Here is a 23214-nt window from a genome sequence, read left to right on the forward strand (position 1 = left end):
GTACCGTCGTCGGCATGGACCACTGGCTGACCATCGAGGTCTTCGATGGCGAGTCCACGGCTTCGTTGTGGCGGCTCGCCCGGGGTGACGCACTGACCGAAGCAGCACTGACGAACGGCGCCGAGCAGTGGGTGTGGCACGAACACCGCTGGGGCGTCGTGCTGGAGATCGAATTCCGTTCCGAGGAGAGCCGCGACGCGTTCCGGGCGTTGCCGGTCGTGACGGCGGCGCTCGACGCCGTACCCGATCCGGCGCGCGGGTTGCTGGTGTACCCGGGCCGCGGTGGCGGCGCGGGGACGCGGAACCCCCGCCGGCCACGGCCGAAGCCGATGTCGGACGCCGGGGCCGTGCCGGTGCCGGTCGAGCAGGTGCGGATGGGGCTGGCGGACCCGATGCCGCCGATGTTCAGCGAAGTCGGTTGAGCGACGGACGTCCGGTACGCAACCGGACGTCCGTTTCCGTTACACCGCCGCGGGTTTCTTCGTCAGCTGCGTCAGCAGCTTGGCGCACCAGTCGAGCAGCTCCTCGTCGCGCAGCGTCGGGGCGCCGATGCGGCCGCCCGCCGCGCCTTCCGTGGGCTTCGGCACCGACACGGTGTTCGTCACGGCCTTGAACATCGCCTTCGGGTACAGCCGCTTCAACCGGACCATCTGCGAATCCTGCAAGGGCAGCGGCGCGAAACGGATCGTGTTGCCCTGCACGGCCACCTCCGTCACGCCCGCCTCGCGGCAGGTGTGCCGGAACCTCGCCACCGCGAGCAGGCGGTTGACCGGCGCCGGCGGCTGGCCGTAGCGGTCGATCAGCTCTTCGCGCACCGCGTCCAGGCCCTCGGTGTCCGGCGCCGCCGCGATCTTGCGGTACGCCTCCAGCCGCAGCCGCTCGCCCGGGATGTAGTCGTGCGGGAGGTGGGCGTCGATCGGGAGGTCGACGCGGACGTCGGCCAGCTCCTCGTCTTCCGCCGGCTCCGCGCCCGCGTGCCGGCGGAAGGCGTCGACCGCTTCGCCGACCAGCCGCACGTACAGGTCGAACCCGACACCGGCGATGTGCCCGGACTGCTCCGCGCCCAGGATGTTGCCCGCGCCGCGGATCTCCAGGTCCTTCATCGCGACCGCCATGCCCGCGCCCAGTTCGGTGTTCTGGGCGATCGTCGCGAGCCGGTCGTGCGCCGTCTCCGTCAGCGGCGCCTCCGGCGGGTACAGGAAGTACGCGTACCCGCGCTCGCGGCCACGCCCGACGCGGCCGCGCAGCTGGTGCAGCTGCGCCAGCCCGAGCAGGTCGCCGCGCTCGACCAGCAGCGTGTTCGCGTTCGAGATGTCCAGCCCGGTCTCGACGATCGTGGTGCACACTAGGACGTCGTACTCGTTTTCCCAGAAGCCCTGGATGATCTTCTCGAGCTTGTCCTCGTTCATCTGGCCGTGCGCGGTGACGACGCGCGCCTCCGGCACCAGCTCCCGGATGTGCCGCGCGGCCTTCTCGATCGACGAGACGCGGTTGTGGACGTAGAAGACCTGGCCGTCGCGCAGCAGCTCGCGGCGGATCGCGGCGCCGACCTGCTTGTCGTCGTACGAGCCGACGTAGGTCAGGATCGGGTGCCGGTCTTCCGGCGGCGTCAGGATCGTCGACATCTCGCGGATGCCGGCCAGCGACATCTCGAGCGTGCGCGGGATCGGCGTCGCCGACATCGTCAGGACGTCGACGTGCGTGCGCAGCGCCTTGATGTGCTCCTTGTGCTCGACGCCGAAGCGCTGCTCCTCGTCGACGATCACCAGACCCAGGTCCTTGTAGCGGATCCCGGTCTGCAGCAGGCGGTGCGTGCCGATGACGATGTCGACCTCGCCGCCGGCGAGCTGCTCCAGGATGATGTCCGACTCGGTCTTGTTCGTGAACCGGGACAGGCCCTTGATCGTCACCGGGAACGAGCGCATCCGCTCGTGGAAGGTGTTGAGGTGCTGCTGGGCGAGCAGCGTCGTCGGGACCAGGACGGCGACCTGCTTGCCGTCCTGCACCGCCTTGAACGCGGCGCGCACGGCGATCTCCGTCTTGCCGTAGCCGACGTCGCCGCAGATCACGCGGTCCATCGGGACGCCGCGCTGCATGTCCGACTTGACCTCGTCGATCGCGGCCAGCTGGTCATTGGTCTCGGTGAACGGGAAGGCGTCTTCCAGCTCGCCCTGCCACGGTGTGTCCGGGCCGAACGCGTGCCCGGGCGCGGCCTGGCGCGCGGCGTAGAGCTGGACCAGCTCGGCGGCGATCTCCTTGACCGCCTTCTTGGCCCGTGCCTTGGTGTTCTTCCAGTCGGAGCCGCCGAGCTTGTTGAGCGTGGGCAGCTCGCCGCCGACGTACTTGGACACCTCGTCGAGCTGGTCGGTCGGGACGAACAGCCGGTCGCCCGGGTGGCCGCGCTTGGACGAGCCGTACTCCAGCAGCAGGTACTCGCGGGTCGCGCCGGCGACGGTGCGTTGCACCATCTCGACGAACCGGCCGATGCCGTGCTGCTCGTGGACGACGTAGTCGCCGTTCTTGAGGGCCAGCGGGTCGACGGCGTTGCGCCGCCGCGACGGCATCTTGGTGGTGAGGTCCTTTGTGGACGTTCCGGCACCGGCGCCGCGGCCGGTGAGGTCGGCTTCCGACAGCACGACGAGGGCGCGCTCCGGCGAGACGAACCCTTCGGTGAGGGCGCCGCAGGTGACGGTGACCGTGCCGGGCGGGAGCGAGCCCGTGACGCCGTCACCCGCCAGCGACGCCGGCACGTCGGCGCTCGAGAGCTGCTCGACGGCGCGGGCCGCGGTGCCCTGACCGGCGACGACGAGCACCGCCGTGCCGCCCGCCGCGGTGTGCGCGCGCAGGTCCGCCGTCGCGCGGTCGATCTCGCCGCGGTAGGCCGGCGCGGCCTCGACCGAGACGCGGTAGACGTCCGGGTCTTCGCTGGTCAGCTGGCTGAGTGTCCACCACGTGCGTTTGGTGTCCTGCGCGTGGGACGCGATCCCCTCGAGCCCGCGGTAGGCGGACGAGCCGAGGTCGATCGGGGCCAGGCCGCCCGCCGCGGCCGTCGTCCACGACGCTTCGAGGAACTCCTGGCCGGTGCGGACGAGGTCGGCGGCACGGGCGCGGATCTTCTCCGGGTCGGTCAGCAGGACGTGGGTGCCGACCGGCATCGCGTCGGTGAGCAGCTCCAGCTCGCCTTCGCAGAGCACCGGGATGAGCGCTTCCATGCCCTCGACGGGGATGCCGTCGGCCAGCTTGGTGAGCATCTCCGACAGGTGGGCGTCGGCTTCGTAGGTCTTCGCCAGCTCCGCGGCCTTGTCCTTGACCGGCTGGGTGAGCAGCAGCTCGCGGCACGGCGGCGCGGTGACGCGCGGGATCTCGCCGGGCAGCGACCGCTGGTCGGAGACGGCGAACGCGCGGATCTCGCTGACCTCGTCGCCCCAGAACTCGACCCGGACCGGGTGCTGGGCGGTCGGGCCGAACAGGTCGAGGATGCCGCCGCGGACGGCGAACTCGCCGCGCTTCTCGACCATGTCGACGCGGGTGTAGGCCAGCTCGACCAGCCGTTCCAGCAGGGCGTCGAAGCTCTGCTCCTCACCGACGACCAGGTCGACCGGGGCGAGCGAGCCGAGCCCGGGGGCCATCGGCTGGATCAGGCTGCGGACGGTGGCGACGACGACGCGCAGGTCGTCGGCCCCGGTCTTCAGCCGGTGCAGCACCTCCAGCCGCCGCCCGACGGTGTCGGCGCGGGGCGAGAGCCGCTCGTGGGGCAGGGTCTCCCAGGACGGGAAGTCGGCGACCCGGCTCGTGCCCAGCAGCGCGCCCAGCGCCGCGGTCAGCTCGTCGGCCTCCCGGCCGGTGGCGGTCACGACGAGCACGGGTTTCCCGGCGCCGTCGTCGGAGGCGAGGGCGCCGGCGACGAGCTGGCGCGCGGCGATCGGCCCTTGGAGTTCGAGCAGCGGCGCACCGGCGCGCTCGACCACTCCACGCAGGGCCGGGTCGGGAAGTACGGCGGTGAGGAGTCCGGACAGTGAAGCGTTTGTCACGGTCCCCAGCCTACGTGCCACCCCCGACAGGTTTCCGATCACCGCTGGCCGCGCGGGTGCCCGGAGCCGGTCGGCGCGCGGGCCTGGATCGACGGCCGCGGGGCACCGGCGCCTGGCCGTGGCGGCCCGCGAACCGCCGGACCACCTCCTCGGCCAGGTCGCCCAGCGCCCGCAGGTCGACCCAGGTGGCGTTGAGCCGCCGGCAGTGCTCGGCGCGGCCGTCCCACGGCTCCGGCGGGAGCCGCACGACCGGGCCGGACCCCGCGTCGGCCGGCATGAAGTGGTGGGTCCGGCCCGGTCCGCCGACGGTGACCAGCCCGAAGTCGTGGACGAGCGAGCAGCGCAGGGCGTAGAGCGCTTCGCGCTCCGGTTCACCCACTCGAGGGGCGAACTGCCGCAGCGCCCGGACGACCGGCGGGCCGGGCGCCCGGCAGGCGCTCCCCACCTGGTCGACCAGCAGCAGGTAGCCGACGGCCCCCAGCCAGTTCCCGCTCAGCGCCGCTTTGCCCGGCTCGATCCGGCCGGTTTCGCGGTCGCGGCCGGTCGCCCGGCGCGCCTCGCGCAGCACGGCGGTCAGGCGGCAGGCCGGGACCGCCGGCAGCGGCTGCCGCGCCGACCAGTTCACCTTCGCCATGCCGATGAGTCGGTGCCGCCCCGCCCGCGTTACGCGGCCCGCAGTTCCGCCGCCACCTCCGCCAGCCGCGGCAGCTGCTCGTCGAAGACCTTCGGCTCGGTGCTCGCGACCCGCAGCAGCACGTGCTCGGCGCCGGCGTATTCGCGCAGTTGCGACGCCACCTCCGCGGCCGAGCCCGTGACCTGCATCTGGATGCGCTGGACGAAATCCGCCGGCATGCCGTAGTTGCGCCGGCAGTACTCCTCCAGCAACGCCGTCCCGCGGTCGGCGTCGTCCTCGACCAGGACCGTCGCGAACAGCGCCGGGGTCACCGGCCGCGACGCCGTCGAGCGGATCCCGGCCAGCCCGGCGGCGTAGTCCGCGGGGTCGGGCGGGTACGGGAGCCAGCCGTCGTAGAGCCGGCCGGCGCGCTCCAGCGCCCCCGGCGTGTGCGCCGCCAGCCACACCGGCGGGCCGCCCGGGCGCGCGGGCGCCGGGAACACCGGCAGGGAGCCGTAGTCCAGCACCGGCCCGTGGAACGACGGCTCGCCGCGCCACGCGGCCCGCCACAACGCCACGATGTCGTCCAGCCGCGCGCGCCGGCGGGCCCACGGGACGCCGGTGAACGCGAACTCCGGTTCACTCCGCCCGGCGAACCCGGCGCCGACGGCCACCGTGAGCCGGCCGCCGCTGAGCAGGTCGAGGCTCAGCAGCTGGTTCGCCGTCAGGATCGGGTCGCGCAACGCCGGGAGCAGCGACGCCGTCCCGAGCGTGACGCGGGACGTGCGGGCCGCGAACGCGCCCAGGATGGTCAGGGCGTCGATCGGGGCGCGGGCGAGCGTATCGCCCACCCACACCGAGTCGAGGCCGAGGCGTTCGGCCTCGACGGCGGTCTCGACCAGTTCGGGCGCGGTCCGCCCGGCGTCGAGGATGGGCTGGTAGGTCGGGACGACCAGGCCGTATTTCGTCATGCCGCAAGCCTGTTCGTACCGGGGTATGGGCTCAATTCCTCGCGGGGAATGGCGCGGACCGCGATGATGGTCGGGTGAACTTCGGAACGGCGCTCAAGGACTGGCGGATTCGGCGGCACCTCAGCCAGCTCGACCTGGCGTTGCGCGCCGGGACGACGCAACGGCACGTGAGCTTCATGGAGAGCGGGCGCTCGCTCCCCGGCCGCGGGATGGTGCTGCGTGTCGCCGAGTCGCTGGAACTGCCGCTGCGCGAACGCAACGGCCTGCTCTACACCGCCGGCTTCGCGCCGTCGTACCCCGAAACGCGGCTCGACTCCCCGGCGATCAAGCCGGTCCTCGACGGCCTGCGGCGCTTGCTCGACGGCCACCGGCCTTACCCGGCGATCGTCGTCGACCGCTACGGCGTGCTGGTCGCGAAGAACGACGCGTTCGGCCTGCTCACCGAGGGCGTCGCCCCGGAGCTGCTGGAGGAACCGGTGGACACGCTGCGCCTCGCGCTGCACCCCGAGGGCATGGCGCCGCGCGTGCGCAACCTCGACGACTGGGCGCGCCACATCCTCGAGCGCATCCGCAACGACCTCGCGCGCAACCCCGACGACCGGCTGGCCGCGCAGCTCGCCGAACTCGAGTCGTACCTGCCCCCGGCATCCCCGCCGGCCCCGGACCACCTGGGGTTCGCGGTCCCGGTCCGACTGTCCACTTCGGTCGGCGAGCTGCGGCTGATCACCGCGATCACGACGTTCGCGACCGCGGCCGACGTCACGGTGTCGGAGCTGAAGCTGGAGACCTTCCTGCCGGCGGACGCCGAAACCGCGGAAGCCCTGCTTCAGACGGCCGACGCCGTCAGCTGAGTCCGGCTTGGTGCAACCCGGGCGTAACACTCCCTATTTATCCACTTGATAGGGAAGGTTAGAGTACATTGCATGACGATATACAAGTCCGAGGCGGGCGCTCGGCTGCTGCGTGAGCGCTACCTCGACGTCCTGACGGCGTGGCCCGTCCCCCACGAGCAGGTCCGGGTGCCGACGCCCGAGGGCGAGACGTTCGTGCTCGTCTCCGGCCCGGCCGGCGCTCCGGCGCTGGTGCTGCTGCACGGTTCCGGCAGCAACTCCGGCGAGTGGGCGCCCCGGCTGCCGGCGCTCGCCGGGCGGTTCCGGGTGTACGCCGTCGACATCGTCGGCGAGCCGGGGCTGAGCGCCGAGACGCGGCCGCCGCTCGGCACCGATCGCTACGCGGCCTGGCTCGACGCCGTGCTCGGCCACTTCGGCGTGCCGTCGGCGGCGTTCCTGGCGTCGTCGCTCGGCGGCTGGCTCACGCTCGACTACGCGACCCGGCGCCCGGACCGCGTCACCGCGCTCGCGCTGCGCTCCCCGATCGGCCTCGGCCCGATGAAGAAGGCGTTCCTCGTCAAGGCCGTGCTGTGGGCGCTGCTCGGCGAGCGGGGCCGCCGCAGGTCGGTCGCCGGCGTGCTCGGCGACGCGGGCACGCCGGAGGTCGTCGAGCACCAGCTGCTCGTCTCGGCGAACTACCGCTACCGCACCGGCCCGTTCCCGCCGTTCGACGACGCCGCGCTGGCCCGGCTGGCCGTGCCGGTGTACGCCGTCGCCGGCGCCGACGACGTCATGGTCGACTCCGCGACGACCAAACGGCGGCTCGAGGCGTTCGCGCCGGACGCCGTCGTCGACCTGGTGCCCGGCACCGGGCACTACCTCCCCGGCGACGCGGACCTGGAGTTCCTCACGCGCGCGGCGGCGAACGGCGATTTCACCGCTTGATGGCAGGATGAGCCGTATGCGGCGTGTGCTGGGTCTCATCGGTGTGGTGTCCCTGCTGGTCACGGGCTGCTCGGGGGCGTCGAGCGCGCCCGTGCAGAGCGTCTCGCCACCACCGTCCACTCCGGCGGCGGCGACCGGGAAGCTCAAGGTCGAGACGGTCACCGCGGGCCTCGAGCACGGCTGGGACATCGGCTTCCTGCCCGACGGCGGCATCCTCGTGCCGCAGCGGCCCGGCAAGCTCGCGCTGGTCCGCGACGGCCGGGCCACCGAGGTGCAGGCCGACTTCTCCGACGTCTTCGCCCAGGGCGAGGGCGGGCTGCTCGGCATGGTGATCAGCCCGGACTTCACGACCAGCCGCGAGTTCATCACCTGCCAGGACCATCAGGAGGGCGGCAAGCCCGTCGACATCCGGCTGGTCACCTGGACGCTGGCCGGTGACGGCGGGAGCGCGACGAAGGTCAAGGACCTGCTGACCGGGCTGCCGATCAACCCGAGCGGCCGGCACTCCGGCTGCCGTCCGACCTTCGCACCGGACGGCGCGCTGCTGGTCGGCACCGGCGACACGGCGAAGTCGACCGTCTCGCAGGACCGCCACTCCCTGGGTGGCAAAGTGCTGCGATTGGACGCGAAGACCGGGAAACCGTTGCCGGACAACCCGTTCATCACGTCGTCGGACCCGCACGAGCGGCTCATCTACACCTACGGACACCGCAACCTGCAGGGCGTGGCCATCCGGCCGGGCAGCGGCCAGGTGATCACCGCCGAGCACGGCCCGACGTTTGACGACGAGGTCAACCTGCTGAAACCGGGCGCGAACTACGGCTGGGACCCGTCGAAGGGCGGCACGGACTCCAGCTACGACGAGAGCGTGCCGATGACCGACCTCAAGCGCTTCCCGGACGCGGTGAGTCCACTGTGGACGTCCGGCAAGATCACCGAGGCGATCAGCGGCGACGCCTTCCTGACCGGCGCCCAGTGGGGCCGCAACGACGGCGCGCTCGTCGTCGTCGCGCTCAAGGGCCAGAAGCTGCTGCTGTACCACTTGGACCCCGCGGGCAAGGTCCTGGACGTCACGCTGCCCCCGGAGTTCGACGACAAGTTCGGCCGCCTGCGCGCGGTCCGCAGCGGCCCGGACGGCGCCCTGTACGTGACCACCTCGGACGGCACGAACGACAAGCTGCTGAAGGTCACGCCCGCCTGATTCATGCGAAAGACACACCGAGCCGGTGCCGGGAACACTGTCGCACCGCGCCCCGATCGCGGAACATGGTGTGCACCAAGAGTTTCGCCCGCCACCGACGAGTGTTGGACGCGGTCCGAAGAAAGCTTTCCCGCGGCAGCACCCGCGCCGGTCCCCGAGCGCCATCGCCGACCTGGCGCCCGGGGACCGGCTTCCAACAGTCCTGGTTGCCCATATCGGCTTGACCGGCGACCGCCGGCCGCCCAGGCTGAGCCCTTGTGGACGCCGAGGTGAGTTACCCGTGGCCGCCGCGGCCGAACCGATCGACGACGGGTGGCGGCCCATCGATCTCGCCCTCGACGACTTCGAGCCTCGAGGCGTCGCGGAAGCGCCTGGGCCCGGCGACGTCACGACGCTGCACTGGTGGCGGCCGGCCTTCTGGCGTCGCGGCCGGAACTCGACCAGGTCCTAACCGCCCAGGTACGCCCCGCCGTTGACGTGTACGACCTGGCCCGTCACGTGCCCGGCCGCCGGGCTCGCGAGGAACGTCACCACCGCCGTGACGTCCTCCGGTGTGCCCGGTCGCTTGTTCATCGTGTTTCCGACCAGCCGCTCGCGGCGGCGGTCGCTGAGCTTGCCGTGGAAGAACTCCGTGTCGCCGATCAGTCCCGGCGCGACGACGTTCGCGGTGATCCCGCGTGCGCCGAACTCCTGCGCCACGCTGACGTTCCACGCCTCGACCGCGGCCTTCGCGGCGCCGTAGGAGCCGGCGCCGGTGTGGGCGGCGATCGAGCCGATCGTCACGATCCGGGCGCCGTCGGCGAGGCGGTCGCGCAGTGCGTGCGTCACCAGCGCGGCACTGACCACATTGGACCGGAGGTTCCGCTCGAACGCGGCCGCGAACCCGGCGAGGCCCTCTTCGGTGCCGCCGGCGAAGTCCGTGTTGCCGCCGGCGTTGTTGACGAGCACGTCGACCCGGTCCGGCAACTCGCCCAGTGCGGTCTCGACGGCCGCGGGATCGGCGGCGTCGAACACGACGGGCCGCGCGCCGAGCAGCGTCGCGGCTTCGGTGAGCACCTGCTCGCGACGGCCGGTGATCGTGACGCGGTCGCCGGCCGCCGCGAACGCCGCCGCGACGGCGTACCCGATGCCCGTGCCGCCGCCCGTCACCACTACTTCCCTGCTGTTCCCCATGTCCCCGACCCTAGTGCCTAGGATCGGGTCATGACGAAAGCCTTGGCGAGGCAGGCATGATCGACAAGATCGCGTGGCTGCACCTGGTGGACGGCCGCATCCTGAGCACCCGCTCGCGTGGCAAGGACGTCTACTACCTCCCGGGCGGCAAGCGCGAACCGGGCGAGACGGATGCGCAGACGCTGGTGCGGGAAGTCCGCGAAGAGGTCTCCGTGGCGATCACCGAGCCGACGATCGCGCCCGCCGGCGTCTTCGAAGCCCAGGCGGACGGCAAAGCGTCCGGTGTGGTGGTCCGGATGACGTGCTTCACGGCGGAGTACACGGGAACGCTGGTGGCGAGCAGCGAGATCGAAGAGATCACGTGGCTCGGCTACGCGGACCGCGACCGCGTTTCGGCGGTGGACAAGATCATTTTCGATCACCTGCACCAAACAGGACTGCTGAGATGAACGACGGTGCCGAACAGTTCTTCGACCTGAACATCGAGCGGGTGCTGGAGCACTGGCCGGTGGCCTTCGCGATCCGCGAGATCATCGCCAACGCCCTCGACGAGCACGCTCTCACCCGGACCGTCGAACCGGTGATCACCAAGGATCCCGCGGGCGCGTGGCACGTGGCCGACTTCGGCCGCGGGTTGCGTTACGAGCACCTCACGCAGAAGGAGAACGACGAGAAACGCGGCTCCGACGTCGTGATCGGCCAGTTCGGCATGGGCCTCAAGGACGCGCTGGCCGTGTTCGACCGCCACGACGTCGACGTGGTGATCCGCAGCGGGCACGGCGACATCACCACCAGGCAGCGCGCGAAGGAATCGTTCGCCGACGTGCGCACCCTGCACGCCGTGATCCGCCCGCCGGCCGACCCCGGTCTTTCCGGGACGGACGTCGTGCTGCGCGGCGTCACCGACGACGACGTCGCGGCGGCCCGGAGGTTCTTCCTGCACTACAGCGGGGACGAGCTGCTGGAGAGCACCTCGGCCGGCCAGGTCCTGAAGCGGATCGATCCCGCGGCTCCCGGCAGGATCTACGTCAAGGGGCTCCTGGTCGCGGAAGAGCCGAACTTCCTGTTCTCCTACAACATCACCGACATCAACGCGCCGTTGCGGCGCGCCCTCAACCGCGAGCGCAGCAACGTCGGCCGGTCCGCCTACACCGACCGGGTCAAGGCGATCCTCAAGCAGTGCCGCTCGGCCCAGGTCGCCTCCCCCTTGGCCGACGACCTCGCCGAGTTCGCCACCGGCCGGATGCACGACGAGCTGAGCTGGCGCGAGATCACCCTGCACGCGTGCACGGTCCTGGCCACCCACGAGAAAGTCGTCTTCGTGACGCCTTCGGAGCTGCAGGAGGGCACCCCGCAGCTCCGTTACGCCGAGCAGGAGGGCTACCGCTTGGTGACCGTCTCCGGGGAGGTGTCGGCGAAGCTGAACCAGCAGACCGACTTCGACGGTAAGCCGTTGCTCGACCTGAGCGGCTACCGCGAGGCCTGGAACGACAGCTTCGTCTTCACGCTGGTGAGCACGGCCGAGCTGTCACCGCGGGAGAACTCGGTCTACGCACTGACCGACGCCGTCGCCCGCCTCGCGGGGATCGACCTGCGCCGGGCCGGCGTGCACAGCGTCGTGATCTCGGAGACCATGCGCCTCGACGTGACCGGGGAGTCCACCCTGGGCCTGTGGGAGCCGGGCGAGAACCGGATCGTGATCCACCGCAGCCAGCTGGCCGGCGCCGCCGCGTACTGCGCGACGCTGCTGCACGAACTCACCCACGCGGTCTCCGGCGAATCCGACAACTCGCTGGAGTTCGAAGCCGCGCTCACCGCGATGCTCGGCAAGATCGCGCTTCAAGCCTTGAAGTGACTCACCTCAGCCGGAGCTTGGGCTTGTCCTCCAGGTGCGACAACCCGTTCCACGCCAGGTTCACGAGGTGCGCGGCGACCTCGTCGCGCTTCGGCTTCCGCGCGTCGAGCCACCACTGCCCGGTCAGCGCCACCATGCCCACCAGCGCCTGGGCGTACAGCGCCGCCAGCTTCTCGTCGTAGCCGCGCGCCGCGAACTGCTGGGCCAGGATGTGCTCCACCTGGCTCGCGATGTCGTTCAGGACCGTGGAAAACGTGCCCGTGGAACTCGCCACCGGGGAGTCGCGGACCAGGATGCGGAAGCCGTCGTGGGAATCCTCGACGTACGACAGCAACGCGATCGCCGCCTGTTCCAGCATGACGCGCGGGTGGCCGCCGTGGAGCGTCGAAACCATCCGCTCCAGCAGCAGCTGCGTTTCGCGGTCGACGACCACCGCGTAGATGCCCTCTTTGCCACCGAAGTGTTCGTACACCACGGGTTTCGACACATTGGCGCGGTGCGCGATCTCCTCGATCGACGTGCCGTCGAAACCCTTTTCGGCGAACAGGGCCCGCGCCACGTTCAGCAGCTGCTGACGGCGCTCGGTGCCGGTCATCCGGACGCGGGTCACCGGGGCGGCCGGACGTGCCCCGGTGACCTGCTCACGTTTTGAACGTCGTCTCCCCGCCACTCGCCGAACCCTACAGTGAGGCTAGCTCTTCTCCGTGGCGATTCGGGCCAATCGCTGCGGCGTCGGCCAGCGCACGTCGTGCACCCAGCCGAACTTCTCGAAGATCCAGATCAGGCGCGCGGAAATGTCGATCTGGCCGCGCTTCACGCCGTGCCGGGCGGACGTCGGGTCCGCGTGGTGCAGGTTGTGCCAGGACTCGCCGAACGAGAAGATCGCCAGCGGCCAGAAGTTCGCCGACTTGTCGCGCGCCGCGAACGGGCGCTCGCCGATCATGTGGCAGATCGAGTTGACCGACCACGTCACGTGGTGCAGCACGCAGATGCGGACCAGCCCGGCCCAGAAGAACGCCGTCACGGCGCCCCACAGCGACCACGAGATCAGCCCGCCCGCCAGCGCCGGCAGCGCCAGGCTGACCAGGGCCCACAGCCAGAACAGGTCGTCGACCTTCTTGATCGCCGGGTCCTTCACCAGGTCCGGCGCGAAGCGCTCGGCGTTGGTCTGGTCGCGCTCGAACAGCCAGCCCATGTGCGCGTGCCAGAAGCCCTTGGCGATGGCCCACGGCGAGGTGCCGAACGCCCACGGGGAGTGCGGGTCGCCGTCGCGGTCGGAGAACGCGTGGTGGCGACGGTGGTCGGCGACCCAGGTGATGACCGGGCCCTGCAACGCGATGCTGCCCGCGATCGCCATGACGACGCGCAGCCACTGCTTGGCCTTGAACGACCCGTGCGTGAAGTAGCGGTGGTACGACACCGTGATGCCGAGCCCGCTGATCGCGTAGAACACCACGAAGACGCCGACGTCGACCCAGCTCAGTCCCCAGCCCCAGGCGAACGGCACCGCGACCAGCAGTGCCACCAACGGCGCGATCACACCGAAGTAGACCGAAAGCTGCACGCCGATTCCGCGGGTGCCTTCGGTGACAGGTTTGGGCCCCTTGGGAGCCGACGGCTCCCCGGTGGGCTGCGAACGGTCGAGCGTGGCCGTCATACGCTTCACTTCTTCCTGCGTGGTGCCCCTACAAAGGGTTACCTAACCTACGATGCCGTAAGTTACGGTACAGGAGGTTGCGCCGGGTGGGGAGTGGCTGAACCTCTCACCGGTACTTCGGACCCGTGTACCCGGCAGACGGGCGCGTAACGCATCCCCCGCGCGGACGACACCCGATCGTCGCTATCCTGACCAGGAGCAATCCGCCGTAGTGTAATCGGCAGCACTTCAGATTTTGGTTCTGACAGTTCAGGTTCGAATCCTGGCGGCGGAGCAGCGGAAACACCATTTGCCGAGTACCCCGAACCACGACACCGGGAGGTTGGCGCTGACCGAAGAGGCGACCGACCCGGTAGCGGCCAGGCGACCCGCACTGGTCGAGATGTCCGACGCCTGGCTCGTCGGGCGCGCGCGCGAGCTCACCGCCGTGGTCCAACGGTCCGACTACGCCAGCCAGCTCGAGATCGTCGCGCAGATGGACGAGCTCCTCGACGAGACCCAGCGCCGCGGCGAACCGCTGCTGGTCGCGCGGCTGCTGCGCGCGTCCGCGACCGCGCGGCTGGTCACCAAGGGCCTGGCCGCCGAGGCGGAGCCGCGGCTCGACGAGATGCTCGCGCACACCCGGCGCCACGGCCTCGCGCTGCTGCGGGCCGACGCGCACGCGCTGCGCGGGCGCCGCCTCGTGCTGGCCGCGCAGGAGGACGCCGCGCTCACCGAGATCGCCCGCGCGCTGGCCATCCTCGACGACTCGACGACCCCGGACCGCCAGGTCGGCGTCCGCGCCTGGAACCGGCTGCTGTGGTCGACGCTGAACGACTGCTGGATCGTGCTCAACCAGCTCGGTGTGTACGAGGCCGCCGAAGAGGTCAGCAGCCGCGCCGCCGTCGCGATCCGCGAGAGCGCCACCCCGCACGAGATCACCCTGCAGCTGCTGAACCGGGTGAAGATGCTGCTCGGCTGGGGCCTGCGGCTGGAGCGGATCGAAGAGTACGACGAGAGCGCCGAGAAGTTCCGCACCGCCGCGTCGATGGCGATGGCCATCGAGGGGCCCTACAGCGAGTCGCTGTTCCCGCGCCAGGCCGGCGTCGCCGCGGTCGACGAGGTCGGCGTGCTCGCCGCCGCGCTCGCCCTGCACCAGCCCGACGAGGACCAGATCGACCGGCTGCAGCGCCTCCACGACGGCATCGGCTACCCGGGCGAACGCGAGATCGTGACGATCGCGCTGGCCCGCTGCTTCGACAAGGCCGGCCGCCGCGAAGACGCGCTGAACGTGCTCCGCGAGGCCCGTGAATCACTGGGTGACGACTCCTCGCAGCCGTCCATGCGGCTGAACATCGCCCGCGAGCTGGCCCGCCTCGACACCAGCCCGGACTACGCGTCCGGCGCCAGCCAGTCGCTGATCGACTACGCGACCCGGCTGGAGTCGGAGATGTGGAGCCTGCGCGAGTCGCAGATCGCCACGCTGAACGCCCGTCGCGAGCACGAACGGCTGTCCGCCGAGCACGGCGCCATCACCCAGCAGGCGCTGCAGGACCCGCTCACCGGCCTGCCGAACCGGCGCGCGCTGGACGAGAAGCTGCGCCAGCTGGCGTCCTCGGCCGACGCGCAGCCGCTGGCCGTCGCGCTCGTCGACCTCGACGGCTTCAAGGGCGTCAACGACAAGCAGTCGCACGCCGAAGGCGACAACGTGCTGCGTGTCGTCGCGAGCACGCTCCGTGACGCCCTGCGCGGCGACGACCTGGTGGCGCGCTACGGCGGCGACGAGTTCATCGTGCTGCTGCCGGGCACCCCGGTGTCGGCGGCGAAGATGGCGCTCGGCCGCGCGGTGAAGTCCGTCGCCGGCCTGCCGCACCACCTCTCCCACGGCGTCACGCTGTCGATCGGGCTCGTCTCGCTACGCCCGCAGGAGCGCGGCGAGCAGGTCCTCGCCCGTGCGGACGCGGCGATGTACCAGGCGAAACGCGGCGGCGGCAATCAGGTCGCGTCGGCGAACTCGATGGCGTCCGACCCGGCCGCGGCGTGGGCTAGCGAAGGCCTACCGACCGACCCCGCGTGGGACCCTGAGGAGCACAGTTAGCAATCCGGCCGAAAGCAGGCGGATACGTTCGGCGAGCGAGCCTGCTCACCGGCACCTTTCCGCCGTGGCTGCCGGTCGGATTGCTAACAATCGGCACAGTAGGATCGGTGCCCGACAGAAGCCATTTAGTGGTAACCGTTGGGAGCGTCGTTGACCGGCCCGCTGAGCACGTTGATCCTCGCCGCGGGTGAAGGCACCCGCATGCGTTCCTCGACGCCGAAGGTGCTGCACCCGATCGCCGGGCGGCCCCTCGTCGAGCACGCCGTCCGCGCCGCCGCCGGCCTGGACCCGGCCCACCTCGTCGTCGTGCTCGGCCACGGTCGCGAAGCCGTCGGCGACCGCATCACCGACGTCGCCAAGGACCTCGGGCGCGAGGTCGGCACCGCCGTGCAGGCCGAGCAGAAGGGCACCGGTCACGCCGTCTCCTGCGCGCTCGCCACGCTTCCGGCGGACCTCACCGGCACCGTGCTCGTCAGCTACGGCGACGTCCCGCTCCTGGACACCGAGACGCTGGCGGCCCTGCTGGCCGAGCACACCGGCTCGGGCAACGCCGTCACCGTGCTCACCGCCGTGGTGCCCGACCCGACCGGTTACGGCCGGATCGTCCGGGACGCCGCGGGCGCGGTCACCGCGATCGTCGAGCACAAGGACGCCAGCCCCGAGCAGGCCGAGATCACCGAGATCAACTCGGGCGTCTACGCCTTCGACGCCGCGGTCCTCTCGGACGGCCTCGGCCGGCTCTCGACCGACAACTCGCAGGGTGAGCTCTACCTCACCGACGTGCTGGGCATCGCCCGCGGCGACGGCAAGGGCGTCGGCGCCCTGGTCGTCGACGACCCGTGGCTGACCGAAGGCGTCAACGACCGCGTCCAGCTGTCGGTGCTCGGCGCCGAGCTGAACCGCCGGATCGTCCGCCGCTGGCAGCGCGAGGGCGTCACGGTCGTCGACCCGGCCTCGACCTGGATCGACGCGGGCGTCACCCTCTCGCGGGACGTCGTGCTCGAGCCCGGCGTGCAGCTCAAGGGCACCACGTCGGTCGGCGAGGGCAGCACGGTCGGCCCGGACAGCACGCTGACGAACGTCTCGATCGGCGCCGGCGCCTCCGTGGTGCGGGTGCACGGCTCCGACTCCGAGCTGGGCGACCGCGTCAACGTCGGCCCGTTCACGTACCTGCGCCCGGGCACGAAGCTGGGTGTCAAGGCCAAGCTCGGCGCGTTCGTCGAGACGAAGGCCGCCGACATCGGCGCCGGCACGAAGGTGCCGCACCTGACCTACGTCGGCGACGCCACGATCGGCGAGAACAGCAACATCGGCTGCTCCAGCGTGTTCGTGAACTACGACGGCGTGAACAAGCACAAGACCGTTATCGGGTCGCATGTCCGGTTGGGCGCGGACAACACGTTCGTCGCCCCGGTGCGGATCGGTGACGGCGCTTACAGTGGTGCAGGTGCCGTGATCCGCGAGGATGTCCCGCCGGGCACACTCGCGGTGTCGGCGCCGCCGCAGCGCAACATCGAAGGCTGGGCGATCCGGCGCCGGCCGGGTACGCCCGCGGCGGAGGCGGCCCAGGCCGCCCTCGACGCCGATTCAGCAGCAGGAACCGACGGGGAGTCGCCAGCATGAGTCCGAAGTCAGGTACACCGAAGAAGAACTTGATGCTCTTCTCCGGACGGGCGCACCGGGAGCTCGCGGAAGAGGTCGCCGAGCACCTCAACGTGACGATCACCCCGCAGACGGCGCACACCTTCGCCAACGGCGAGCTGTTCGTCCGGTTCGAGGAGTCCGTCCGCGGGACCGACGCCTTCGTCATCCAGGCGCACACCACCCCCATCAACGAGTACGTGATGGAACAGCTGATCATGGTGGACGCGCTCAAGCGGGCGAGCGCGAAGCGGATCACCGTGGTGATGCCGTTCTACCCGTACGCGCGCCAGGACAAGAAGCACAAGGGCCGCGAGCCGATCTCGGCCCGGCTGATCGCGGACCTGTTCAAGACCGCGGGCGCCGACCGGATCATGACGGTCGACCTGCACACCGCGCAGATCCAGGGCTTCTTCGACGGCCCGGTCGACCACCTGATGGCCCAGAGCGTGCTGGCCGACCACATCAAGAAGACCTACGGCGACGCCGACATCACCGTCGTCTCGCCGGACTCGGGCCGCGTGCGGCTGGCCGAGAAGTGGGCGCAGACGCTGGGTGACCGCCCGATCGCGTTCATCCACAAGACGCGCGACCCGGACAAGCCGAACCAGGCCGTCGCGAACCGCGTGGTCGGCAAGGTCGAGGGCAAGCTCTGCGTCCTGATCGACGACATGATCGACACCGGCGGCACGATCGTGAAGGCCACCGAAGCGCTGATCGACGAGGGCGCGGCGGACGTCGTCATCGCGACGACCCACGGCATCCTCTCGGACCCGGCGACCGAGCGCCTCTCGCAGTGCAAGGCGCGCGAGGTCATCGTCACGAACTCGCTCCCGATCCCCGAGGAGAAGCGGTTCGAGGGCCTGACGGTCCTGTCGATCGCCCCGATGCTGGCGGAGGCCATCCAGCAGGTCTTCGAAGACGGCTCGGTCACGTCGCTCTTCGACGGCCAAGCCTGACGAACCCGTCCGCCGGGCGCGAACTCCGCGCTCGGCGGCGGTTTCCGGCGCTAACGTCGCCGGCATGGGGAAGTTCAAGTTCGGCGTCAGCTTCCGGGAAATCGGCAGCCGGGACTCGTGGATCGCGAAGTGCCGGCGGGCCGAAGAGCTCGGTTACGACGTCATCACCGTGCCCGATCACCTCGGTACCGGGCGGTTCGCGCCGTTCCCGGTGCTCGCCATGGCCGCCGCCGTCACCGAGCGGCCGCGGCTCGGGACGCTGGTGTCCAACGTGCCCTTCTACAACCTCGCGCTCTTCGCCCGCGAAGCGTCATCGACGGCCGCGCTGCTCGACGGGCGGCTCGACCTGGGCCTCGGCTCCGGGCACATGAAGGCCGAGTTCGACAACGCCGGCCTGCCGTGGCAGAAGGCGTCGGCCCGGATCGGCTACCTCGCCGAAAGCCTCGGCTACCTGCGGAACCACTTCGACGACGAGGGCCTCGCGATGCCGCGGCTGCTCATCGCGGGCAACAGCGACGGCGTCCTCGGACTGGCCGCGGAACACGCGGACGTCGTGGGCTTCGCGGGCCTGAGGCAGCAGCCCGGCAAGCCACCGGGCACCTTCAAGCTCGACAACGCCGAGGCGATGGACGAGCGCGTCGGCTACTTCCGGTCCAGAACGAATCGGGAGGTCGAGTACAACATGCTGATCCAGCACGTCGAAGTCACCGGCGACCGCGAGAAAGCGGCCGAGGCGTGGCACGAGAAGACCGAGCGCAGCGCCGTGCCGGACGCCCGCGAACTCCTCGACGCGCCCCAGCTGCTGCTGGGTACGGTCGAGGAGATCGCCGGGCAACTGGAAGAACGGCGGAAGCGTTACGGCTTCACCTACATCACCGTCTTCGAGCCGATGCTCGAGACGTTCGCGCCGGTGCTGAAAACCGTCAGTAGGCAACAGTGAAACGGGCCCGGCGGTGCTTCGGGTCCTCGATCTCGTCGACGTAGGCGATCGCGTAGTCGTCGCCGCCGATGTGCGACTTGCCGTTCTCGTCGGTCACCAGGACGTCGCCGCCGACGCGGTACTCGCCCCGGCGCTCGCCGGGGATCCAGGCGCCGAACTCGGCGGCGGGGCTGACGTAGAACCAGTCGAGGTCCGCGGGCTGCTCACGCAGCAGGGACAGCACCTCGGCGTGGTTGCCCGCCTCTTCCTTGTACTCGTCCGGGAACTCCGGGGTGTCGAACAGCCGCGGGCCGCCCTCGGCGACGAGCAGGCTCGACGCGCCGCCCACGAACGACAGGCGGACGCCCTGCTCACGCGCGATCCGGGACAATGCGGGCACCGCGTCGATCAGCTTCTCGCCGTCGAGCGCGCGGGCCGGGGTGGCGACCACGATGACGTCCGCGTCCTTCGTCACCCGCGCGACGAAGTCCTCGTCGTGCAACGAACCCTGCACCGCTTCGACGCCTTCGGGCACCGCGCCGGGGTTGCGCGCGACGCCGACGACCTCGTGCCCGCGGCGCAGCGCCTCGGCGCCGATCCTGCTCCCGGCGTACCCGGTCCCCCCGAAAACCACCAGCTTGGCCATCACGTTCTCCGTTCGAATTCGGCTGTCACAGCCGATGTTAGGAACGGAAGATCACCTACTTCAACGGGCGCAACGCACCCCGGGGTAGGTGTCCAGGTCAGCCGCCCAGCGCCGCGAACTCCGTGGCCAGCTTCTGCTTCACCGCGTTGACGTCGAGCGCCGCGCGGACCTCCGCGGTCGCGGTCGGCTTGGACAGCACCTGGTAGCTGGCCGTGCGGTTGGGGAGCTTGAACTTGACCGCGCAGGACATCTTGACCGTCGCGTACGGCTCCGCGTCGGCCGCCGCCGTGCAGGTCTGCGCCCCGAGCGAGTCGGCGCTCACCTCGACGGAGAGGGTGATGTGCACGGTGCTCTTCCCGCCGGACGCCGGCGTGCCGACGACGCTGGTCGAGACGTCCACGGTCGTCGTGCACGAGCCGACGAAGTCCTTGCAGTCGAGGTTGTCGTTCGTGACGACGGCGCTCGCCTGCACCAGTCCCTCGAACGGCTGGCCCAGCCCGCCGACGGTGTTGTCGAGGTCGGTGTGGAACGTCTTCAGCGCGTCCCCGGTGAGCGGGGTGACCCGGAACTCGGCGCCGAACTTCGGCCCGCCCTGCGGGTCGAGCAGCACCGGGGCGAAGCTGACGACGCGGTTGGGCTTGGCGGTGCTGACGCGCAGGACGCTGGGCGCGGCGCCCAGCTCGTAGACCTCGGTGCCGTCCGGGAGCTTGGTCTTGACCGGCTCCCGCGTCTGGTCCATCCCGGTGACGGCCTTGCGCAGCGCGCCGGCCAGCGCGGCGGGGGCGAACTTGGCCGCCGGGTCCAGGGGCAGCTCGGAACCGAGCGAGCGCACCCAGCTCGTGCCGAACTGCGTGCCCTCGTCGATCGCGTGCGCCTTCCAGTAGTCGGCGTCGGCCTGCAGGTAGAACTGGCCGTCGGCGGCCACCACCTGGACGGCGCGGCCGTCGAGCGGCAGGGCGCCGGCCGCGCTGCCGCCGCGGGTGACCCGGAACTGCTGCTCGGCGCCCTTGAGCGTCGACCTCAGCGCGAGCGCGGGTGCCTGTTCCAGCGCGGCGAGGGCGGCGTCGACGGCGGTGCGCTGCTCGGCGCGCCGGTCCGCCTTCTCCCGGTCGGCCGCGGAGACGCCGGCCGTGCCGGGGACCGCCACCTGACAACCGGCCAGCAGTCCGCCCACCAGCAACACGGCCGCCACCGTGCCTCGAGCCCGCATCTTCCGCCCCCTGCTCTCCCGCTCCGCCGAGCACACCCCGGCAGGCGGAGCTCCGCCACCGGATTTGTGTCGTCACGTCCCGGGCTCAAGAGGGTTCTAGCCTGGTCCTGGCACCCGCCGCAACCCACCGTGATGAGGTTGGTTTACACTCTTGAGGTTGTCTCGGCGAGGCGGGGCCCTTCCAGGGTGCCCGGCGTGATCGACGCGGCGGCTCGGAGTAGCTCCCGGCTGTTGTGCACGCCCGGAAACTCGCCGCCGAACGCGACCACCTGAACGAGAAGACCACCGCATCCCCGCCGCAGCATGCTGTTCACCGCACCATGTTCGTGATTTGAAGGAGTGCCACACCGTGTCCGAGGTACGTCTGTCCGTCGAACCGCGCACCGAGTTCGGCAAGGGTGCCGCGCGTCGCACGCGTCGCGCCGGCAAGATCCCCGCCGTGCTGTACGGCCACGGCTCGGACCCGCGGCACTTCGCGCTGCCGGCCATCGAGTTCGCCCGCGTCGTCCGGGAGAACGGCTCCAACGCCGTCATCACCCTGGCCCTCGAGGGCTCCGACGAGCTGGCGCTGACGAAGACCATCGTCGTGCACCCGCTCAAGAACTACATCGAGCACGTCGACCTGCTGGTCGTGAAGCGCGGCGAGAAGATCATCGTCGACGTCCCCGTCGTCGTCACCGGCAACCCGGGCCCCGGCGGCCTGGTCAACCAGGACGTCGGCACCCTGCAGGTCGAGGTCGAGGCCCTGCACATCCCGGACCAGTTCGAGGTCTCCATCGAGGGCGCCCCGATCGGCACCCAGATCACCGCCTCCCAGGTCGAGCTGCCCCAGGGCGCCGCCCTGATCACCGACCCGGACTCCCTCGTCGTGGCCGTCAACGAGCCGCAGCGTGAAGAGGAAGAGGGCGAAGACGGCACGGGCGAAGCGGGCGACGAGTCGGCCGAAGCCGGCGAGTAGCTCAAGCGTGACCGAAGACCTGCCCGGGGCCGGCGAGCTGATCCTGCTCGCCGGCCTCGGCAATCCCGGACCCCAGTACGCCGGCAACCGGCACAACGTCGGTTTCCTGGTGCTGGACGAGCTCGCCGGCCGGATCGGCGGCAAGTTCAAGTCGCACAAGAGCGGCGCGGACGTGGTCGAAGGCCGTCTCGGCGGCCGCCGGGTCGTGCTCGTGAAGCCGCGGTCCTACATGAACCTCTCCGGCGGGCCGGTGGCCGGCGCGGCGAAGTTCTTCAAGGTGCCGCCGACCGGCGTCGTCGTGGTGCACGACGAGCTGGACGTCGACTTCGGCGCCCTGAAGCTCAAGTTCGGCGGCGGCGACAACGGCCACAACGGGCTCCGCTCGATCACGAAGTCGCTCGGCACCCGCGAGTACTACCGGGTGCGGTTCGGCATCGGCCGCCCGCCCGGCCGCCAGGACCCGGCGGACTTCGTGCTGAAGGACTTTTCGACGGTCGAGCGCAAGGAGCTCCCGTTCGAGGTGGACCGCTGCGCGGACGCCACCGAGGCCCTGGTCGGGACCGGCCTCGCTGCGGCGCAGAACACCTTTCACGCGGGCTGACACGGGTGGCAAGGTGACTCCATGACCCCTGACGAAGTCCGGGCGATCGCGTTCGGCAAGCCCCGGTTCGGCCGTCGCGGTTACGACGAAGACCAAGTCGACGCGTTCCTCGACCTCATCGCCGAGGCGCTCGCCGGGCGCAACATCCTGACCGCCGACGACATCCACTACGTCGACTTCACGATCATGCCGATCGGCGCGCGCAGCTACGACCAGGCGCAGGTCGACATGTTCCTCGACGAAGCCGAGGCGGCGCTGATCGCGTTGCGGACCCCGCCGCCCCCGGTGGCCGGGGAAGCCCCGCCGCCGGGCACCCGGAAGTGGTTCGGCCGCGGCTGAACCCGCTGGTCGAAGTGTGAAACCCGCCACATGGCGCTGGGTAGTTCCGCTCACTCGATGGCGGGCGCCGGGGCGCCCGTCGGGGTGAGGTTCGGGGTTGCCCCTTCCGAGGAGCCTGTTCACGGGTTAGGACGGTGTACGGGAGTTCGCACCGCCAACCCCGGAATCGGAGAGAGTTCCATGTCGTTCACCGCCGAAGACCTCGCCGAGGTCACATTCGGTAACGCCCCGATCGGTCGCCGTGGCTACGCCAAGCACGAGGTCGACGAGCTCGTCCGGCGCATCGCCAAGACGTTCGCCGAGGAGGACGACCTGACCGCCGCGGAAGTGCACCACGTGGTGTTCTCGAAGCCCCTGATCGGCAAGCGCGGGTACGACGAGCGCGAGGTCGACGAGTTCCTCGACTCAGCCGAGGACCAGCTCGCCGCCCGCTCGGGCCGCGCCCCGGACCTCCCGGGCGCGCGCACCTCGGTGGAAGCCACCGCGGAGCGCGCCACCCCACCCGTCGAGCTGGCGGACCACCTCCCACAGCGCTAGAGCGGCACTTTCACGTGAAAGTGCCGCCCCCAGGTGGGCACTTTCACGTGG

The 23214-nt window shown here is 70.8% G+C and carries 23 protein-coding genes and 1 tRNA gene; 15 read left to right on the top strand and 9 right to left on the bottom strand.

What is annotated here, in order from left to right:
- Positions 1 to 14: 14 nt before the first annotated feature.
- A complete protein-coding gene (locus OG439_RS32135; protein ID WP_326944459.1) occupies positions 15 to 422 on the top strand; it encodes a hypothetical protein in 408 nt (135 codons plus the stop codon).
- 39 nt (positions 423 to 461) lie between these two features.
- On the opposite strand, the gene mfd is transcribed toward OG439_RS32135, so the two are convergent.
- From mfd to OG439_RS32150, 3 genes are read right to left on the bottom strand one after another with little or no spacing between them, the layout of a single operon-like run.
- On the bottom strand, positions 462 to 4016 hold the full coding sequence (gene mfd / locus OG439_RS32140; protein ID WP_326951665.1) for a transcription-repair coupling factor: 3555 nt from the start codon (positions 4014 to 4016) through the stop codon (positions 462 to 464).
- Positions 4017 to 4041: 25 nt separating this feature from the next.
- Positions 4042 to 4665, bottom strand: a complete 624-nt coding sequence (locus OG439_RS32145; protein ID WP_326944460.1) for a hypothetical protein — start codon at positions 4663 to 4665, stop codon at positions 4042 to 4044.
- Positions 4666 to 4694: 29 nt separating this feature from the next.
- A complete protein-coding gene (locus tag OG439_RS32150; protein WP_326944461.1) occupies positions 4695 to 5615 on the bottom strand; it encodes an LLM class flavin-dependent oxidoreductase in 921 nt (306 codons plus the stop codon).
- A gap of 74 nt (positions 5616 to 5689) precedes the next feature.
- Between OG439_RS32150 and OG439_RS32155 the strand changes: the two genes are divergently transcribed.
- The 3 genes from OG439_RS32155 to OG439_RS32165 all read left to right on the top strand — a co-directional run bounded on the left by OG439_RS32155 (position 5690) and on the right by OG439_RS32165 (position 8591).
- Positions 5690 to 6466, top strand: coding sequence for a helix-turn-helix transcriptional regulator (locus OG439_RS32155; RefSeq protein ID WP_326944462.1), 777 nt, complete (start codon positions 5690 to 5692; stop codon positions 6464 to 6466).
- A gap of 72 nt (positions 6467 to 6538) precedes the next feature.
- Positions 6539 to 7390 carry an alpha/beta fold hydrolase gene (locus tag OG439_RS32160; protein WP_326944463.1) on the top strand — a complete coding sequence of 284 codons (852 nt, stop codon included), beginning with the start codon at positions 6539 to 6541 and terminating at the stop codon, positions 7388 to 7390.
- 16 nt (positions 7391 to 7406) lie between these two features.
- Positions 7407 to 8591: a PQQ-dependent sugar dehydrogenase gene (locus OG439_RS32165; RefSeq protein ID WP_326944464.1), complete on the top strand. Its 1185-nt coding sequence runs from the start codon at positions 7407 to 7409 to the stop codon at positions 8589 to 8591.
- 447 nt (positions 8592 to 9038) lie between these two features.
- Here OG439_RS32165 and OG439_RS32170 read toward each other — a convergent pair whose 3' ends face one another.
- On the bottom strand, positions 9039 to 9764 hold the full coding sequence (locus tag OG439_RS32170) for an SDR family NAD(P)-dependent oxidoreductase (protein WP_326944465.1): 726 nt from the start codon (positions 9762 to 9764) through the stop codon (positions 9039 to 9041).
- A gap of 56 nt (positions 9765 to 9820) precedes the next feature.
- On the opposite strand from OG439_RS32170, the gene OG439_RS32175 reads away from it, so the two are divergent.
- Together OG439_RS32175 and OG439_RS32180 are read left to right on the top strand one after the other, a co-directional pair.
- Positions 9821 to 10213, top strand: a complete 393-nt coding sequence (locus OG439_RS32175; RefSeq protein ID WP_326944466.1) for an NUDIX hydrolase — start codon at positions 9821 to 9823, stop codon at positions 10211 to 10213.
- On the top strand, positions 10210 to 11619 hold the full coding sequence (locus OG439_RS32180) for a hypothetical protein (protein WP_326944467.1): 1410 nt from the start codon (positions 10210 to 10212) through the stop codon (positions 11617 to 11619). The genes OG439_RS32175 and OG439_RS32180 overlap by 4 nt, the downstream gene beginning before the upstream one ends.
- A 1-nt stretch (position 11620) precedes the next feature.
- Here OG439_RS32180 and OG439_RS32185 read toward each other — a convergent pair whose 3' ends face one another.
- Entirely contained in the window at positions 11621 to 12214 is a 594-nt protein-coding gene (locus OG439_RS32185) for a TetR/AcrR family transcriptional regulator (RefSeq protein ID WP_247057927.1), read from the bottom strand.
- Positions 12215 to 12310: 96 nt separating this feature from the next.
- Positions 12311 to 13276, bottom strand: a complete 966-nt coding sequence (locus OG439_RS32190; protein WP_326944468.1) for an acyl-CoA desaturase — start codon at positions 13274 to 13276, stop codon at positions 12311 to 12313.
- Between the two features lie 202 nt (positions 13277 to 13478).
- Here OG439_RS32190 and OG439_RS32195 point away from each other — a divergent pair.
- The 5 genes from OG439_RS32195 (at position 13479) to OG439_RS32215 (ending at position 18893) form a co-directional block, all read left to right on the top strand.
- A tRNA-Gln gene (locus OG439_RS32195) sits at positions 13479 to 13550 on the top strand.
- A 48-nt stretch (positions 13551 to 13598) separates the two neighbouring features.
- Positions 13599 to 15353 carry a GGDEF domain-containing protein gene (locus tag OG439_RS32200; protein WP_247057931.1) on the top strand — a complete coding sequence of 585 codons (1755 nt, stop codon included), beginning with the start codon at positions 13599 to 13601 and terminating at the stop codon, positions 15351 to 15353.
- Between the two features lie 150 nt (positions 15354 to 15503).
- On the top strand, positions 15504 to 16976 hold the full coding sequence (gene glmU / locus OG439_RS32205) for a bifunctional UDP-N-acetylglucosamine diphosphorylase/glucosamine-1-phosphate N-acetyltransferase GlmU (protein WP_326944469.1): 1473 nt from the start codon (positions 15504 to 15506) through the stop codon (positions 16974 to 16976).
- On the top strand, positions 16973 to 17953 hold the full coding sequence (locus tag OG439_RS32210) for a ribose-phosphate diphosphokinase (protein WP_247057935.1): 981 nt from the start codon (positions 16973 to 16975) through the stop codon (positions 17951 to 17953). Before glmU ends, OG439_RS32210 begins: the two co-directional genes overlap by 4 nt.
- A gap of 64 nt (positions 17954 to 18017) precedes the next feature.
- Positions 18018 to 18893, top strand: a complete 876-nt coding sequence (locus tag OG439_RS32215) for a TIGR03621 family F420-dependent LLM class oxidoreductase (RefSeq protein WP_326944470.1) — start codon at positions 18018 to 18020, stop codon at positions 18891 to 18893.
- On the opposite strand, the gene OG439_RS32220 is transcribed toward OG439_RS32215, so the two are convergent.
- The 3 genes from OG439_RS32220 to OG439_RS32230 all read right to left on the bottom strand — a co-directional run bounded on the left by OG439_RS32220 (position 18877) and on the right by OG439_RS32230 (position 21042).
- Complete coding sequence (locus tag OG439_RS32220) at positions 18877 to 19518, bottom strand: NAD(P)-dependent oxidoreductase (RefSeq protein WP_326944471.1); 642 nt, start codon at positions 19516 to 19518, stop codon at positions 18877 to 18879. The two genes, OG439_RS32215 and OG439_RS32220, sit on opposite strands and share 17 nt — an antisense overlap.
- 97 nt (positions 19519 to 19615) lie before the next feature.
- On the bottom strand, positions 19616 to 20710 hold the full coding sequence (locus OG439_RS32225; protein WP_442792352.1) for a hypothetical protein: 1095 nt from the start codon (positions 20708 to 20710) through the stop codon (positions 19616 to 19618).
- 161 nt (positions 20711 to 20871) lie between these two features.
- Entirely contained in the window at positions 20872 to 21042 is a 171-nt protein-coding gene (locus tag OG439_RS32230) for a hypothetical protein (RefSeq protein ID WP_326944473.1), read from the bottom strand.
- Between the two features lie 35 nt (positions 21043 to 21077).
- Here OG439_RS32230 and OG439_RS32235 point away from each other — a divergent pair, with 35 nt between their 5' ends.
- The 4 genes from OG439_RS32235 (at position 21078) to OG439_RS32250 (ending at position 23163) form a co-directional block, all read left to right on the top strand.
- Positions 21078 to 21686 (top strand): 50S ribosomal protein L25/general stress protein Ctc, encoded by a 609-nt coding sequence (locus OG439_RS32235; RefSeq protein WP_326944474.1) that lies wholly within the window; start codon positions 21078 to 21080, stop codon positions 21684 to 21686.
- Positions 21687 to 21693: 7 nt separating this feature from the next.
- Positions 21694 to 22287: an aminoacyl-tRNA hydrolase gene (gene pth / locus OG439_RS32240; RefSeq protein WP_247057946.1), complete on the top strand. Its 594-nt coding sequence runs from the start codon at positions 21694 to 21696 to the stop codon at positions 22285 to 22287.
- A gap of 21 nt (positions 22288 to 22308) precedes the next feature.
- Positions 22309 to 22626, top strand: coding sequence for a DivIVA domain-containing protein (locus OG439_RS32245; RefSeq protein ID WP_305879357.1), 318 nt, complete (start codon positions 22309 to 22311; stop codon positions 22624 to 22626).
- A 180-nt stretch (positions 22627 to 22806) separates the two neighbouring features.
- A complete protein-coding gene (locus OG439_RS32250; RefSeq protein ID WP_326944475.1) occupies positions 22807 to 23163 on the top strand; it encodes a DivIVA domain-containing protein in 357 nt (118 codons plus the stop codon).
- Positions 23164 to 23214 lie beyond the last annotated feature (51 nt).

This window comes from Amycolatopsis sp. NBC_01307 (assembly GCF_035975215.1).
Taxonomy (GTDB): Bacteria; Actinomycetota; Actinomycetes; order Mycobacteriales; family Pseudonocardiaceae; genus Amycolatopsis.